The organism is Basfia succiniciproducens, from assembly GCF_011455875.1.
In the GTDB taxonomy this organism is placed as follows: domain Bacteria; phylum Pseudomonadota; class Gammaproteobacteria; order Enterobacterales; family Pasteurellaceae; genus Basfia; species Basfia succiniciproducens.
In genome coordinates this window covers 122,849-138,173 of sequence record NZ_CP015031.1, presented here as the reverse complement: position 1 = coordinate 138,173, position 15,325 = coordinate 122,849, and the positions used below count along the sequence as shown (strand labels likewise).

The window sequence follows — 15,325 nt, the reverse complement described above, 5'->3', positions numbered from 1 at the left end:
GTTGATTATAGCACGTTAATTTTAAACAGACGCTCAAAATTTTGCGTTGTAATCAACGCGAATTCTTCCGCCGAAACACCTTTTAACGCCGCCACATATTCGCATACTTCCCGTGTGTAAGCCGGTTGATTTTGTTTGCCGCGATAAGGAACCGGCGCAAGATAAGGAGAGTCCGTTTCCACCAGCAGCCGATCCGCAGGCACATAACGAACCACATCACGGATTTCTTCCGCATTTTTGAAGGTCACAATGCCCGAGCAGGAAATATAAAACCCTAAATCTAGCGCTTGTTTTGCAAACTCCAGATTTTCCGTAAAACAATGAATAACGCCGCCGCACTTTTCCGCGTGATTTTCCCGTAATAACCGAATCGTATCTTCACGGGCGTCGCGGGTATGAACAATCACCGGCTTGTTTAACTGATTCGCCACTTCGATTTGCTGGGCAAAAGCGTCTAACTGCTCGTTTTTACGATCCTGATCATAATAATAATCCAGCCCGATTTCACCGATTGCGATGACTTTCTCATCTTTGGCATATCGCTCTAAACGCTGACGGTCAAAAGTTTCACCGGCAAGATCCAATGGGTGAACGCCGCAAGAAAAAGAAACCTCGTCACGATGTGCCAACAACGTTCTCATCGCCTGAAAACGATTTAAAGCAACACCGATGGAAAGCAAATGTTTCACCCCTCTTGCTTTCGCTTTTTCAATTACCTCATCAACATTGCTGTGTAATTTTTCATAATCTAACGAATCTAAATGACAATGACTGTCAACAATAAACATATTTACTTTCCTGATTTATAATTTTATTTTCATGCGGGAAAACGCCCGTATTAATGTTCAAAAACTTCCGTAATTAAGCGGGTTAAACCGTCCAGCAAAATTAATTCCTGATTTACCGCATTAATTTGCACTAAATCCGACCGCACTTTTTGCATAATTTTAGTTGCGGTTAATAAGCCGGCGACGGTTTGTCGTTCATTGAACTGTTGGATGCCGCGGATTAAATCCCGGCAAATCCAACCGGATGTTATATTTAATTTATCTTTCAGCGCATCGGATAAAAATGCCAAAAGCCAATTCACTTGTTGCAGAATCAGTTCCTTATCAAACAGCGGCAATAATTCAAGAGGAGAACGGCGGGTATAAAACAACCAAAAGGCGCGAAAAAATTCACGACGTTTTTCCAGCCACCCCTGTTCCAAACAATGCAATGCCAATAAAGGGCGACCGTAACTAATGCGAAGTGCGGTCTGAATTTCGGAAATTTCACTGTAATTATGTAGTTGCAACCAATTCAGCGCTTGTTGTTCCGACGGCGTATTAATCAGCCACACTTGGCAGCGACTATAAATCGTCGCCATTAAAGGTGACGATAAATCCGCATTTAATAAAAAATAAGTATTTGGTCGCGGTTCTTCCAGCGTTTTTAATAAAGCGTTGGCGGCACTTTCCGTTAAACGTTCCGCACCCTGCACATAAACCGCTTTATTACCGTTTTGTTGCGCACGCTGGCTAACCTTTTCATTAATTTCGCGCACCTGATCTACGCCGATATCTTTGTTTTCAACAGGCGCCAGCTGATACACATCGGGATGGTTGCCGGCGGCAAACAATCGGCAACTATGGCATTCTCCGCAAGGTCGCGGAGAACTATGCTGACACATCAGCCAGTTTGCCACGGCATGAATCAATTGGTCTGCACCTATCCCCTGCTCCGCACGAAACAACAGAGCATGATGACCATACCCCTGCTGAAACGCAGCGGTTATTTTTTCGTAATAGGATTGGAGCCAAGGATAAATTATTGTTGTCATGACGAAATTGAATTTACCCAATTTTTTACCGCAGTTTTAATATCCGCCGTAACCCGTTCGATAGATTGCTCGGCATTAATGATCACCGCTTTCGGATTATCTTTTACCAATTCTAAATAACGTGTGCGGGTGCGGTCAAAAAAAGCCAAATTTTGCTGCTCGATACGATCCAATTCTCCGCGTCCGCGAGCCCGTGCCAACCCTATTGTCGGCGATAAATCCAAATAAAGGGTAAAATCCGGTTCGAAATCGCCTAGTACCGTTTTTTTCAGAGTCTCTAACAAATGGCTGTCGATTTGGCGCCCGCCCCCCTGATAAGCCTGAGAAGAAAGATCATGGCGATCGCCGATAACCCATTTCCCTTGGGCTAATGCGGGTTTAATCACATTTTCCACCAGTTGAATCCGCGCCGCATATAACATCAGCAATTCGGCTTTATCCGTAACCGGTTCTTCCGTTTCATACTTAATCAAATTTCGCAGCTTTTCCGCCAGCGGCGTACCGCCGGGTTCGCGGGTAAAAAGCAAATCCGTTATACCCAGCGCGTTAAGTTGCTCGACAACAGCTTGGCGGGCGGTAGTTTTGCCCGCGCCTTCCAAACCTTCCAATACGATAAATTTTCCGTTCATATTTTTGTTCAATGTAAGAAAGAATAACGAATTAGCCTGAATTATTTGTTTTTATTCCGGCGCAACCAAAGCAAATATTCCTGCACCGCTTTGTTGTGTTCAATCAGACTACGGCTGAACTTATGCCCGCCCGAGCCGTCGGCGACAAAATATAAAAAGTCCGTCCTTTCAGGATGCGCAACTGCGTTTAACGCATCTTCACTCGGGTTTGCAATCGGTGTAGGCGGCAAACCGTCAATCACATAGGTATTATAAGGTGTCGGCGATTCCAAATCTTTTTTACGAATATTGCCCTGATAACTTTCACCCATGCCGTAAATTACCGTCGGATCCGTTTGTAACTTCATTTTGGCTTTCAGACGATTAACAAACACCGATGCGATTTTTCCGCGTTCGGCGGAAATACCGCTTTCTTTTTCCACAATAGAGGCAAGAATCAACATTTCATAAGGATTATTCAACGGCAAATCCTCATCACGTTCCGCCCATGCTTTTTCCAGCGTTTTCACCATTCGCTCGACAGATCGTTTGACTAAAGCCACATCCGTAGAATTCGGCGTGTAATTATACGTATCGGGATAAATCCAGCCGTCTAAGGTTTTGTACGCATTTTGCACCTCAAATTCGGGCAACATCTCTTTAAATTGATGAAAAACCTCAACGTCGGTTTTATCTTTCAATTCATGTTTCAAGTGCGGTGCGTTTTCCAGTGATTTTTTCACCTGCTTCCAGGTTTCGCCGTCGGTAAAACGTAAAGCGAACTGCGCTTCTTTACCGCTGTTAAGCAAGGTTAATAAATCGCCTAGAGTTTTTATGCCTTCTAATGAATAAGTTCCCGCCTTTACATTATTAAATTGGGGCTGAAGTTTTAATAACAAAGGAAAAAGTATATTATCGGCAATGATATTTTCCTTTTCCAGCAAGGTAAAAAGTTTTTTACCGGTAGTCCCCCGCTCCAGAGTAAGTAACTGTTCCGCTTTAATATTAACGGGTTCATTGACCAATTTTTGAATGTAATTGTAGCCCCAAAATCCGGCAGCTGCGAACATTAAAAGCAATAGAAAAATAAAACGAATACATTTTTTCATCATCAATAAAAACACCCGGAGATTCACAAAATTATCGGCGATTCTATCATAATGCGGGTAAAAGTGCGGTGAGTTTTTGCAGAATTTTATGCGCTTGATTAGCGACGAATAGTCTATTTCACTAAAAAAGGGACAATAGTAAACTATTGTCCCAAAACTTTTATGTTCGAGAAGATACCATAAAAGTAGTGCTAGAGAATCAACGAAGTTAAGGAGTAACGGTCTATACGGTTATTTAATAAAATCTTTTCTCATTGGTGTAAATGTATCGAGCAATACGCCTTTTTCCAAACAAACGCAACCGTGCATCACATTCGGTTGTTTATAAAGCACGTCGCCCGCGTTCACAATTTTTGTTTCATCGCCGATTGTGAATTCGAAACTGCCGGATAGTACGTAAGTCAATTGTTCATGCGAATGGCTATGCAGTGAACCTATTGCGCCTTTTTCAAAATGAACTTCAACGGACATAATATTTTCACTATATGCAAGAATTTTACGTTGCACGCCGCCGCCAAGATCATCTAACGGAATTTCACGATTATAAACAAACATTTTCTGCCTCTATCTAACTAAAGCCAATACTTCGCGAACTAAACGGCCAATTTCATCCCAATGTTTGTTCGCAATTAATGATTTTTCCACAAACCAAGAACCTCCGCAGGCAACAACATTCGGAATCGCTAAATAATCCCGAATATTGTTCACATTGATGCCGCCGGTAGGCATAATTTGTAATTGTTGATAAGGGCCTAATAACGCCTTAATCATTTTTACTCCGCCCGAAGCTTCTGCCGGGAAGAATTTTACTGCACTAACGCCCAGTTCTAAGGCGCCTTCAATTGCCATCGGGTTATTTACGCCCGGTGTAATCGGGATATTCAATTCTTGACATAAACGCACGATATTCGGATTAAATCCCGGAGTTACAATGCAGTCCGCGCCGGCATTTTTCGCTCTAACCACTTGATCCGGCGTTAATACCGTACCTGCTGCGATTAAAATATCCGGGTTAGTTTGGCGCAATAGACGAATGGCTTCTTCCGCCGCCGCCGAACGGAAAGTAATTTCCACAACCGGCAAACCGTTTTCAGCTAAGGTAGCGGCTAAGGGTAAAATATCTTCCGCGTCATCTAACGCAATAACCGGAACAACTTTTAAAGCGCCCAGTTTTTCAATAATTTCTGCTGTTGTATAAGCCATAATGATTCCTTAATTAAATTCCCGAATAAAATGTTGAGTTGCGGTTTTATCAATAATAGCGCCTTTGTGTTGAATAACAATGCCTGCTAATTTGTTGCCTTGCCGGCAGCAATCGACTAAAGATTTTTGCTGTAAATAGCCGTTTAAAAAGCCCGCGTTGAAGGCATCGCCCGCTGACGTCGTATCCACAACCCGCTGCACAACTTCAGTCGCGACTTGCCGAGTTTCTCCGTTATGATAAAAAACGGCGCCATGTTCACCAGATTTCACAACAACGGTTCCGACACCTAATTGAACCAAACGGGAAATCGTTTGCTGCACATTTTCATCCCGCCAAAGGGATTGTTCGTCGTCAAAGGTTACCAAGGCTAAATCGACCAAGGGCAATAAGGCTTGATAACAGGCTTGTGTTTGTTGAAAGCTATCCCACAATGCCGGGCGATAATTGCTGTCAAACGCGATTTTCACCCCGGCTTTTTTCAGGTTTCCGAGCTGCCGAATCAACAAAGTGCGGTCATTTTCCGGTAAAATTGCAAGCGAAATGCCGCTAAGATAAATCATATCCGCCGTTGCCAATCTCGCCAGTACCTCGGTATAACCTTCATGTTGCAGTAAATAACGAGCCGCCGATTGGTTCCGCCAATAAAGAAACGTTCGTTCGCCTTTTTCATCCAGCTGAATTAAGTATAATCCCGGCTGATGTTTTTCATCTAATAAAACACAATCGGTGTTAATGCCGTCATTCCGCCAATGCGCCAACATACCCAAACTCAGCTTATCTTTGCCTAATGCCGACACATAAGAGATTTCAAATTGCTCTCGCCGGCTAACTCGAGCCAAATAAGTTGCAGTATTTAAGCTATCGCCACCGTAAGTTTGACGCATTCGGCCAAAAGGTTCGCCGTTCAGCTCAATCATGCACTCGCCCAAAATCGCTATTTTTTTCATTATCAAGCCTCAATTGGATTAGACCTACTTAATTCAACAACTAAGTAGGTCTAATACAGGTTGCTATTTTGCTAAAACTTCACGCACAAAAGCTTCAATTTCTTTATCCTGACAATTTTCAAAGAAACATTGCTGAAAACGTTCGCCGCTTACTGCGGTTTTCACCAATTCAGGGTCAATAGCGCGTAAAGTGTCTAAATAGTTATCTTTCGCCACCGCTTTTTTCACTTCGTTCAAAATGCCTGCATTACGAACTTGCGGTTCTTTACGCTCAATCGGATAACCCTCGCCGCGAACACCCGTAAAGGCTTTTTCAAACATATAGCGAACGTTTAATTCGGCGCCCCAGCCAAAACCTTTAGCAAAAGCCAGTGCAAGCGCATTACCGTTATTGATTTGGCAGAATAAAAACGCATCCGCCGGATCAAGACAATATCCGCATACCACACCCGGGTGTAAATTAAGCGACATCATCGCCCCTTGCCCCGTACCGCAGCCGGTTACCACAAAATCCACCGCTTTGGAGTTAAGTAAAATACTTGCCATAATACCTAAGTGGATATAAGTCAAGTGGTGATCGTTTTCATCACTCATTCCTACATTAAATACCGAATAACCTTTAGGATCCACAACGCCTTTAAGTTCTTTTAACACCACGGCATTTTTCGCCGCTTGGCTATTTTCCATCATTAATGCAATTTTCATATTGATTTCCTTATTAAATAATAAATTCTTCAGTTCGATTAACGTGCTAACCAACCGCCGTCAACTGCGACTGTATAACCGTTTACGTAATCACCTGCTGCAGAAGCCAGGAATACGCAAGGTCCGACCAAATCATTCGGTGTCCCCCAACGACCGGCGGGAATACGATCTAAAATTTCTTTACTGCGAGCTTCATCCGCGCGTAATGCCGCGGTGTTATCCGTTGCCATATAGCCCGGAGCGACGGCATTCACATTAATGTTATATTTTGCCCATTCATTTGCCATTGCGCGGGTTATACCCATAATCGCACTTTTTGATGCGGTGTAAGAAGGCACGCGAATACCGCCCTGGAAAGAAAGCATTGACGCAACATTAATAATTTTACCGCCGTGACCTTGGGCGATAAATTGTTTAGCCACAAGTTGAGAAAGGAAAAATACCGTTTTTAAGTTAATATTAATCACGTCGTCCCAGTTTTGTTCGGAAAAATCAATAGCATCTTCACGACGGATAATACCGGCATTATTCACTAAAATATCAATTTTGCCGAAAACACTAACCGCTTTTTCTACAACGTCCGTAAGGCCTTCCTGTTTCATCAGGTTCGCTTCGATATTAACGAATTTACGGCCTAAGGCTTCGATTTTTTCTTTGGTATCTAAAGGTTCGACTAAATTCACGCCGACAATATCGCACCCTGCCTGTGCTAAGCCTAAAGCCATTCCCTGACCAAGACCCGTGTTACAACCGGTTACTAATGCAACTTTTCCTGTTAAATCAAATAAGTTCATGTAAATTCTCCTATGTAGAAAATGTATTAACAGTGTGTTTACCACTTAAAGAACATCACCTTTACCTTTAAAGTAACACCATCATACTCTTAACAAAAAAACATTGCAATAAATATAAAACATAATTTCATTTTTATTTTTAATAAAATAAATTTAAAAAAATAATATTTTCTGTGCTATCATATCTTTATATTTAATGGTAGATTTTATTCAATAGCAAACACGGTAATAAATCATCATGGAAAAAGAAAACCAACCCGAAGCAGTATCTTCCGTGCTAAAAGTTTTCGGCATTATTGAAGCTTTAGCAGAGCAAAAAGAAATTGGCATTACTGAGCTGGCTCAACGGTTAATGATGTCAAAAAGCACCACATACCGTTTCTTACAAACGATGAAAACTCTGGGTTTCGTTTCCCAAGAAGGTGAAACCGAAAAATATACGCTGACTTTAAAACTTTTTGAAGTCGGGGCAAAAGCCCTGGAATATGCGGATATTATCGGTTTAGCCAATCATGAAATGTCTTATATTTCCCGACAAACTAATGAAACCTTACACTTAGGTACATTAGACGGCACAGAAATTATCTATTTGCATAAAATTGATTCCGGTTACAATCTGAGAATGTATTCCAGAATAGGCAGAAGAAATCCGATTTATAGCACCGCAATAGGCAAAGTGTTACTTTCGGGGTTAACCAACAAAGAAATCAGAGAATTGCTCGCTGACTTAACTTTCGTAAAACACACCAGCAAAACATTAGAAAATATTGATCAGCTTATTGAAGAAATAGAAAAAGTCCGCAAACAGCATTATGCGGAAGATAACGAAGAACAGGAACCAGGATTACGCTGCGTAGCCGCACCGATTTATAATCGATTCGGACGGATTATTGCCGGTCTTTCTATTTCGATACCGACGATTCGTTTTGAAGAAGAAAAATTACCGCAGTTGGTAAATTTATTACAAGTTGCCGGTAAAAATATTTCCGAACAAATCGGTTATCACGATTATCCGGAAATTTTAGCTCCATAAAAATTAAACAGCTCGGTTAATTTAATCCGGCTGTTTAATAATATATTTATTAACAAATATTAGCGACGATATCGCAATAAAATTTCTCAAAAATAAACCGCACTTTTTAGTGCGGTTTATTATTCTATAGATATTAAAAATTAGAAATAAACTCGTAAACCTAAAGCAATACGTTTTTCTTTTTCAAGCGTGTCCCCCGAACGTTTAGTTTTAAAGGAACCGCCTTCTAAATAGGTAACAACGCGTTTGTTAAATTGATGATCAGCACCTAAGAACCAACCTTTAAATTTGCCGTCATCTTGTCCCTGGATTTCACCGGTACCCCACAAATATTCCGCATAAACATTATTTTTATCGGTAACCGCATATTTAGCCCCGACTTCAAATAAGTTAATTTCTTCAAATTTGTTATTACCTACACGGAATTTGAAATCTTTTTTGCCTTCAATGGATTTACCTTTAGTCCAGTCAAAACCTACCGCGCCTTTGCCGTAACCAAGTTGAACCGAAGTACTCATAGCTTTTTTATCATATTCGTCTTTTGCCAACGTGCCCGCTTTTTGTTGGCTGTATGCCACAGCACCTTTCACATTAAACTCACCGAATTTGTTGTTATAGAACATAGCTAATTCATAAGCGCGATTTTTATTGGCAAGCTCTCTATCGGAATCATCGTATTTTTCACTGGTACCGAACACATAATCGGCACCGAAACGAAAACCGTAAAACCAATCGGTTAATAAACGAACCGCTTTGTCCGCATCTTTCGGCATCATAGTTATTTTACCCAATTCATAAGTAAAGTTTGAATAACCGATACTATCCGCCAATAACGCCTGTTTACCGAAGGTTAAAGAACCTAATTTATGTTGGAATCCGCCGTATAAACGTTTTGTGTATATTTGATTACCGATATCACCGTCTTTCGTAAAACGAATTTCCACATTAGCCAACGCCGTAAAGCCGGAACCGATATCTTGATAAGCGTGAATTCTCACACGGGATCCGCGGTCAATAAGATCACTTCGTTTATCCGTGCGATTAATTAATTCAAATGATGCGCGTCCGTCCAAATTAACTTTAGTTCCTTCGGCGCTATATACGGTTACGGCACTTGCGCCGCCGGAGAAAAATAATGCAGAAGTAATTAATGCGATAATCGTCTTTTTCATGACTAACCTACCTTAGTGTTTTTCAATTAAAAATACAGAGGAATAAAAATTTACAGTGGAAATAAATTTCAAGCAGAATCTAAAAGAATTGAAACACTATGTCAAATTAGGTAAAAAATATTAATTCTTTATATTTCAACAAGTTATAAAAATAAAACAATATTTTAAAATGAGATCAAAATCACATTTCTAAAATTTTATTTTTAATTTTAAATTTTATTCAAAAATATAACCCATTGATCTAATTAAAAATTCAAAAAACAAAATAATTTAGTTACATAAAAAATAATATTCAAAATATTTTTTTGAAACATTATTTCATATTTGTGATTTAAGTCACATTATTCCTTAAATTTGTACTGAACTTTTATTAATTTCGTAGGACTTAGATAGGATTAAAATTGATCAAATGATCACTACGGAACAATTTTCCTTAGCGATCACTGATGAATGAATTTAAATTGAAAATTTAATTGGAAAGACGATGAGATTTAAATAACCTTACTGACAATTACCCCGTCGCGCAACCGGGTTTTAATTTTATCCCCGGTTTCGACTTGATTCACACTGCTTATGGTTTCTCCTTGCTCCGTTTCCGCAATGGAATAACCGCGGGCTAATACTTTCAGAGGGCTTAATCCGTCTAACTTGCCGCAAAGGGCTGAAAGCGAAGTCTGTTTGCTGACTACTAACCGTTTCAGGGCAAAATCAAGGTTTGTCGCCAGTTGAACAATGTGATAGTTTTGCTGCCGCACCAGATAAGGCAACGGATTTTTTTCTAAACGTTCGCAAAGTGTGGTCAATTTATAGTGATTTTTATCTAACAATCGCCGAATTGCCGAATTTAACCGATGTTCCAGTTGACCGGTCTGTTGTCGTTGCGCAAGCAGCCGGGCGCTCGGATGCCGGTTTTGCAAGCGCAATAAAAAACGTTGCAAATGTTGTTGCTTTTCATTAAATAAGCGATCTAACGCCATTTCCAAACGCTGACGTTTATACTGTAATTGCTGGAATAATTCCTGTTGGTTACGGCTGACTAATTCCGCCGCAGCCGATGGAGTCGGCGCTCGTACATCCGCCACAAAATCGGCGATCGTCACGTCGGTTTCATGGCCTACCGCACTAATCACCGGTATACTTGAACGAAAAATCGCCCGAGCCACCGTTTCTTCGTTAAAACACCAAAGATCTTCCAACGAACCGCCACCCCGCCCGACAATCAATACGTCCGCTTCATTACGCAAATTCGCCAGTTCAATCATTTGCACGATTTCATTGGCGGCATCTTTCCCCTGCACTGCAGTCGGGTAAATAATAATTTTCAGGCTTGGATCCCTGCGTTGTAAAATATTCAGAATATCCTGCAAGGCTGCACCCGTTGGCGAAGTGACGATACCGACGGTTTTCGCAAAGTGCGGTAAATTTTTCTTAAGATTTTGCGCAAACAAGCCCTCGGCGGCGAGCTTTATTTTCAGCGCCTCAAATTGCTGTTGCAACAACCCTTCGCCGGCGGGATGCATAGACTCAATAATAAGCTGATAATCGCCCCGTGGTTCGTATAAACTGACATTAGCGCGAACCAGAACCTGCATTCCGTTTTGCGGACGAAAGGCGACACGCATATTCTTCATGCGAAACATCGCGCAACGCACCTGTGCGTTTTCATCTTTCAAAGTGAGATACCAATGCCCCGATACGGGCTGACTGAAATTCGAAATCTCACCGGTAAGCCATACCAAACCTAACTGCCCTTCAAGCAGTTGCCGCACCGAATAGTTAAGCTGCGAAACGGAATAAATATTTTCGTTCATCACTGATTCGTATTACCCTTAATTTAATAATATCCAGCCGTCATCCAGCCAGTTACAAATACCGTCCAGCAATAAATCCATGGCTAAATCCCGCTCATCCGTTTGCTGAATCAACTGCATTAAATCCGTAAGAGCAAGGCCTTCGCCGTCGGCCAAGCGTTTTAATATTTCCGCTTCTACGGAATTTAATTCGTCTAACCACTCGCCGTTTGCGTAAATACACAACGGATTTGAGGTATAAACCAGCTTACAGTTGTTATCCTGCAGAAGCTTGGCGCCGTTTTCAAGAGCCGTAAGCACTTCTTCAGGCTCGGAAATCTCATCGCTTACCAGCATTTCATAACGGTGTGAACTAACCGCAGAGGCAACCGCTTGCCGGAACAAACGGTCAAATTGTGGTGAACTTGTCAGTTTCTCTAACAATTGCCGTTTCATTGCCTGAATCTCGGTCTCGCTTAATTTGCCGGTTGCTTGTGCCGATTGATTTAAACGCAGGGGAATACTAAATTCGTTAAGGTCAATTTCCGGGTTTTGATAACAAAAGCCGTGCTGAATCCGCTCCATTAAATCGCTAAGATTCGGATAACGCAAACCGAACGAGAAGGTCAGGCAATCGCTTTGCGCCACGCCGTAATGCGCCATACGGGAAGGAATATACAGAATATCTCCCGGGTTCATAACCTCGTCCACTACCAGCTCGCCCATATCGTCGAAAATACGAATCGGCTGATTAGGTTTAAATTCGGTACTCGGATCGCACCATTTACCTAACTGCCAACGTCGCTGTCCGTAACCTTGCACTAAAAACACGTCATATTCGTCGTAATGCTTACCCACCGAACCGCCCGCCGGCGCATAAGACACCATAATATCGTCCCGCTGCCATTGCGGTATAAAACCGAATAGATTCCACAACCGACCTAACTCCGCAGACCATTGTTCCATATTCTGAACCAATACCGACCATTTTTCCGGCAATTCGGTAAAATCCCGCTCAGTAAGCGGGCTTGGCGTGAAAGTCCAGCTGTCTTCCGAAAACTGTTTTAATAAGCGAGCGGTCACATCTTCGTTTTGTGCAAGTTCAAGAATATCTTCAGGCTCAAACATACCTACAATTTCAGGCAAACCGTTACGGATGATTAAAGGTTTCTTTTGCCAGTAATCCCGTAAAAAATCTTCGGCAGAGATATGCTCGGGTAAACAAAATTTGCGTGACATATTAATTTTCCTTATTCGCTGATTTTTCCGCTTTTTTCTTTTCTTCCTGGTCTTTTGCCTGTTGCGCCGCACGTTTCCGGCGGATTTCTTTCGGATCCGCTAATAAAGGACGATAAATTTCAATACGATCGCCATCGTTGAGACTATCCGTCAATTTTACAGGACGGCTAAAAATGCCGATTTTATTTTCCCGCAAATCAATGTCGGTAAACTGCTGTAGAATTCCCGATTGTAAAATGGCGCTTTGCACCGTGGTGCCTTCATCCAGAGTAAATTTTTTTAAATAATAATGTTCCGGAAAAGCATAAGTAATTTCGATGTTAATTTGAGCCATGGAAACCTCGTTATAAATGGGCTTACCTCAATAAATTTATGCTATTATAGCCGAAAACCGCGGTGACAAAAAACAAGGTTTTTTCACCGCAGTTTTCCCATGTTTTCAACATAAATCCGTCATTAAATTCAAATAAGGTCCGCTATGAATTGGTTAACACTAGCTTTCGGTTCGGCATTTTTCGCCGGTCTCACCGCCATTTTGGGCAAACTCGGCGTTGAAGGAATAAATAGCAATTTAGCCACCTTTATCCGCACGATTGTGGTATTATTCGTCTCCGCCGGCGTTATCTCCATGCGAAACGAATGGCAGCTACCGCAACATATTGCCGCTCGTCCGCTTATGTTTTTAATTCTTTCGGGCGTCGCCACCGGGCTTTCCTGGCTTTGTTACTACCGGGCATTGCAACTGGCGCCGGCATCCTGGGTCGCTCCTATCGATAAGCTCAGCGTCGTCATCGCTATCGTTCTGGGCATTGTTATTTTGGGTGAACCTATCAGCATTAAATTAATTACCGGTTCCATTCTGATTTTAGCCGGCGTACTGGTCCTTGCCCTTTGACGCGAATTTCTAAAAAAATCCCCCAATTGCCGATTATCAAAGTCAATACCGCAACGGTTAAGTAGAATTAAAAGGCAATTTAGGCTATACTTCACACCATTTTTGACTGGCAGGAATAATAATGTCTGAAATCAAATTAATCGTGGGTCTTGGCAACCCGGGCGATAAATATGCGGATACCCGTCATAATGCGGGGGAATGGCTGGTGGAAAGGCTGGCTCGTCGCTTTAATTTTAATTTAAAAGATGAGGCTAAATTCTTTGGAAAAACCGCTCGAGCCGTTATCGGCGGTGAAGAAGTCCGTTTCCTCATTCCGACCACGTTTATGAATTTAAGCGGTAAAGCCGTTGGTGCGTTAGCAACGTTTTACCGAATTAAACCGGAAGAAATTCTGGTTATTCATGACGAGCTGGATTTGCCGCCGGGCGTGGCGAAAATCAAGCAGGGCGGCGGCCACGGCGGACATAACGGGCTTAAAGATACCATTGCGCAATTAGCAAATAATAAAAATTTTTACCGTTTGCGTATCGGAATCGGTCATCCGGGCGATAAAAATCTGGTTTCCGCTTACGTATTGAGCAAACCTTCGCCGACCGACCGGTCGGCAATCGATAAAGCCTTGGACGAAGCGGCAAGTTGTATGGAAATTCTGTTAAAAGACGGCATTACCAAAGCAACCAATCGTTTAAACGGTTTTAAAGCGTAATCAAAAAAATACCGAATCAAATTCAAATAAAAAATAGGAACAAAAAATGGGATTTAAATGTGGCATTGTCGGCTTGCCGAACGTAGGTAAGTCAACTTTATTCAACGCATTAACAAAAGCAGGTATTGAAGCGGCAAACTATCCGTTCTGTACTATCGAACCGAATACAGGCGTTGTACCTATGCCTGATCCTCGTTTAGACGCATTGGCGGAAATCGTCAAACCGGAACGCACACTACCGACCACAATGGAATTTGTGGATATCGCAGGTTTGGTTGCCGGCGCAAGCAAAGGCGAGGGGCTGGGAAATAAATTTCTGGCGAATATTCGCGAAACCGATGCTATCGGTCATGTAGTACGTTGTTTTGAAAATGATGATATCGTTCATGTTGCGGGTCAAATCAACCCGGCTGACGATATCGATACCATCAATACGGAATTGGCTTTAGCGGATTTAGACAGCTGCGAACGTGCCATTCAACGCTTGCAAAAACGTGCTAAAGGCGGCGATAAAGAGGCTAAATTCGAACTTTCAGTGATGGAAAAACTGCTTCCTGTATTAGAAAATGCCGGCATGATTCGTTCCGTCGATTTAGATAAAGAAGAATTACAGGCTATCAAAGGCTACAACTTTTTAACCTTAAAACCGACTATGTATATCGCAAACGTGAACGAAGACGGTTTTGAAAACAATCCGTACCTTGATCGCGTGCGTGAAATTGCGGAAAAAGAAGGCGCGGTTGTAGTGCCGGTTTGTGCCGCCATCGAATCTGAAATCGCCGAATTAGACGATGAAGAAAAAGTGGAATTTTTACAGGATTTGGGAATTGAAGAACCGGGTTTAAACCGCGTTATTCGTGCCGGTTACAAACTATTAAACCTGCAAACCTATTTCACCGCCGGTGTTAAAGAAGTGCGAGCCTGGACGGTTGCCGTAGGCGCTACCGCACCAAAAGCGGCCGCCGTGATTCATACCGACTTTGAAAAAGGTTTTATCCGTGCCGAAGTTATCGGTTATGATGATTTCATTCAGTATAAAGGCGAACAGGGTGCAAAAGATGCGGGTAAATGGCGTTTGGAAGGAAAAGACTACATCGTACAGGACGGAGATGTTATGCACTTCCGCTTCAATGTTTAATTCGTATCTAAATTATAATTTTTTGATCTAAAAAATTTGCTAAAAAAATACCGCACTTTTATAAAAGTGCGGTATTTTTATATAAAATTTTTTGAAACACCCGTAAGCCCTGATTTCTACACAAAATAGAGGGTCTGTTTATAAAAGATAAACAGACCCTAAT

17 protein-coding genes are annotated in these 15,325 nt (G+C 41.9%); 4 read left to right on the top strand and 13 right to left on the bottom strand.

The features are described 5' to 3' along the window. Nucleotides 1-5: 5 nt before the first annotated feature. The 9 genes from A4G13_RS00715 to kduD all read right to left on the bottom strand — a co-directional run bounded on the left by A4G13_RS00715 (nucleotide 6) and on the right by kduD (nucleotide 7,189). Complete coding sequence (locus tag A4G13_RS00715; RefSeq protein WP_090654294.1) at nucleotides 6-788, bottom strand: TatD family hydrolase; 783 nt, start codon at nucleotides 786-788, stop codon at nucleotides 6-8. Nucleotides 789-838: 50 nt separating this feature from the next. Next, nucleotides 839-1,822, bottom strand: coding sequence for a DNA polymerase III subunit delta' (locus tag A4G13_RS00710; RefSeq protein WP_090654292.1), 984 nt, complete (start codon nucleotides 1,820-1,822; stop codon nucleotides 839-841). After that, nucleotides 1,819-2,451 (bottom strand): dTMP kinase, encoded by a 633-nt coding sequence (tmk, locus tag A4G13_RS00705; RefSeq protein WP_090654290.1) that lies wholly within the window; start codon nucleotides 2,449-2,451, stop codon nucleotides 1,819-1,821. The genes A4G13_RS00710 and tmk overlap by 4 nt, the downstream gene beginning before the upstream one ends. Before the next feature lie 41 nt (nucleotides 2,452-2,492). Further along, entirely contained in the window at nucleotides 2,493-3,539 is a 1,047-nt protein-coding gene (mltG, locus tag A4G13_RS00700) for an endolytic transglycosylase MltG (protein ID WP_090654452.1), read from the bottom strand. A 231-nt stretch (nucleotides 3,540-3,770) separates the two neighbouring features. Further along, on the bottom strand, nucleotides 3,771-4,094 hold the full coding sequence (locus A4G13_RS00695) for a cupin domain-containing protein (protein ID WP_090654289.1): 324 nt from the start codon (nucleotides 4,092-4,094) through the stop codon (nucleotides 3,771-3,773). A 9-nt stretch (nucleotides 4,095-4,103) separates the two neighbouring features. Continuing rightward, nucleotides 4,104-4,742 (bottom strand): bifunctional 4-hydroxy-2-oxoglutarate aldolase/2-dehydro-3-deoxy-phosphogluconate aldolase, encoded by a 639-nt coding sequence (locus A4G13_RS00690; protein WP_090654287.1) that lies wholly within the window; start codon nucleotides 4,740-4,742, stop codon nucleotides 4,104-4,106. A 9-nt stretch (nucleotides 4,743-4,751) separates the two neighbouring features. Beyond that, nucleotides 4,752-5,690 carry a sugar kinase gene (locus A4G13_RS00685; protein WP_090654285.1) on the bottom strand — a complete coding sequence of 313 codons (939 nt, stop codon included), beginning with the start codon at nucleotides 5,688-5,690 and terminating at the stop codon, nucleotides 4,752-4,754. 63 nt (nucleotides 5,691-5,753) lie between these two features. Then, complete coding sequence (locus tag A4G13_RS00680) at nucleotides 5,754-6,395, bottom strand: RpiB/LacA/LacB family sugar-phosphate isomerase (protein WP_041639560.1); 642 nt, start codon at nucleotides 6,393-6,395, stop codon at nucleotides 5,754-5,756. Between the two features lie 38 nt (nucleotides 6,396-6,433). After that, nucleotides 6,434-7,189 carry a 2-dehydro-3-deoxy-D-gluconate 5-dehydrogenase KduD gene (gene kduD, locus A4G13_RS00675; RefSeq protein WP_256327879.1) on the bottom strand — a complete coding sequence of 252 codons (756 nt, stop codon included), beginning with the start codon at nucleotides 7,187-7,189 and terminating at the stop codon, nucleotides 6,434-6,436. Nucleotides 7,190-7,427: 238 nt separating this feature from the next. On the opposite strand from kduD, the gene kdgR reads away from it, so the two are divergent. Further along, complete coding sequence (gene kdgR / locus A4G13_RS00670) at nucleotides 7,428-8,222, top strand: DNA-binding transcriptional regulator KdgR (RefSeq protein WP_011199741.1); 795 nt, start codon at nucleotides 7,428-7,430, stop codon at nucleotides 8,220-8,222. 140 nt (nucleotides 8,223-8,362) lie between these two features. Here kdgR and A4G13_RS00665 read toward each other — a convergent pair whose 3' ends face one another. From A4G13_RS00665 to A4G13_RS00650, 4 genes are all read right to left on the bottom strand, one after another. Further along, nucleotides 8,363-9,394, bottom strand: a complete 1,032-nt coding sequence (locus A4G13_RS00665) for a porin (RefSeq protein ID WP_011199740.1) — start codon at nucleotides 9,392-9,394, stop codon at nucleotides 8,363-8,365. A gap of 491 nt (nucleotides 9,395-9,885) precedes the next feature. Further along, nucleotides 9,886-11,205 carry an exodeoxyribonuclease VII large subunit gene (gene xseA / locus A4G13_RS00660; RefSeq protein WP_090654282.1) on the bottom strand — a complete coding sequence of 440 codons (1,320 nt, stop codon included), beginning with the start codon at nucleotides 11,203-11,205 and terminating at the stop codon, nucleotides 9,886-9,888. A gap of 18 nt (nucleotides 11,206-11,223) precedes the next feature. After that, nucleotides 11,224-12,423, bottom strand: coding sequence for a ribosomal protein uL16 3-hydroxylase (locus A4G13_RS00655; RefSeq protein ID WP_090654280.1), 1,200 nt, complete (start codon nucleotides 12,421-12,423; stop codon nucleotides 11,224-11,226). 1 nt (nucleotide 12,424) lies between these two features. Beyond that, entirely contained in the window at nucleotides 12,425-12,757 is a 333-nt protein-coding gene (locus tag A4G13_RS00650; RefSeq protein WP_011199737.1) for an RnfH family protein, read from the bottom strand. 144 nt (nucleotides 12,758-12,901) lie between these two features. On the opposite strand from A4G13_RS00650, the gene A4G13_RS00645 reads away from it, so the two are divergent. From A4G13_RS00645 to ychF, 3 genes are all read left to right on the top strand, one after another. After that, entirely contained in the window at nucleotides 12,902-13,318 is a 417-nt protein-coding gene (locus tag A4G13_RS00645; RefSeq protein ID WP_090654278.1) for an EamA family transporter, read from the top strand. Nucleotides 13,319-13,439: 121 nt separating this feature from the next. Continuing rightward, a complete protein-coding gene (pth, locus tag A4G13_RS00640) occupies nucleotides 13,440-14,024 on the top strand; it encodes an aminoacyl-tRNA hydrolase (protein ID WP_090654277.1) in 585 nt (194 codons plus the stop codon). A gap of 46 nt (nucleotides 14,025-14,070) precedes the next feature. Continuing rightward, the gene (gene ychF, locus A4G13_RS00635) at nucleotides 14,071-15,162 is read left to right on the top strand and encodes a redox-regulated ATPase YchF (RefSeq protein ID WP_090654275.1); all 1,092 of its coding nucleotides are present in this window, start codon (nucleotides 14,071-14,073) and stop codon (nucleotides 15,160-15,162) included. Nucleotides 15,163-15,325: the final 163 nt, after the last annotated feature.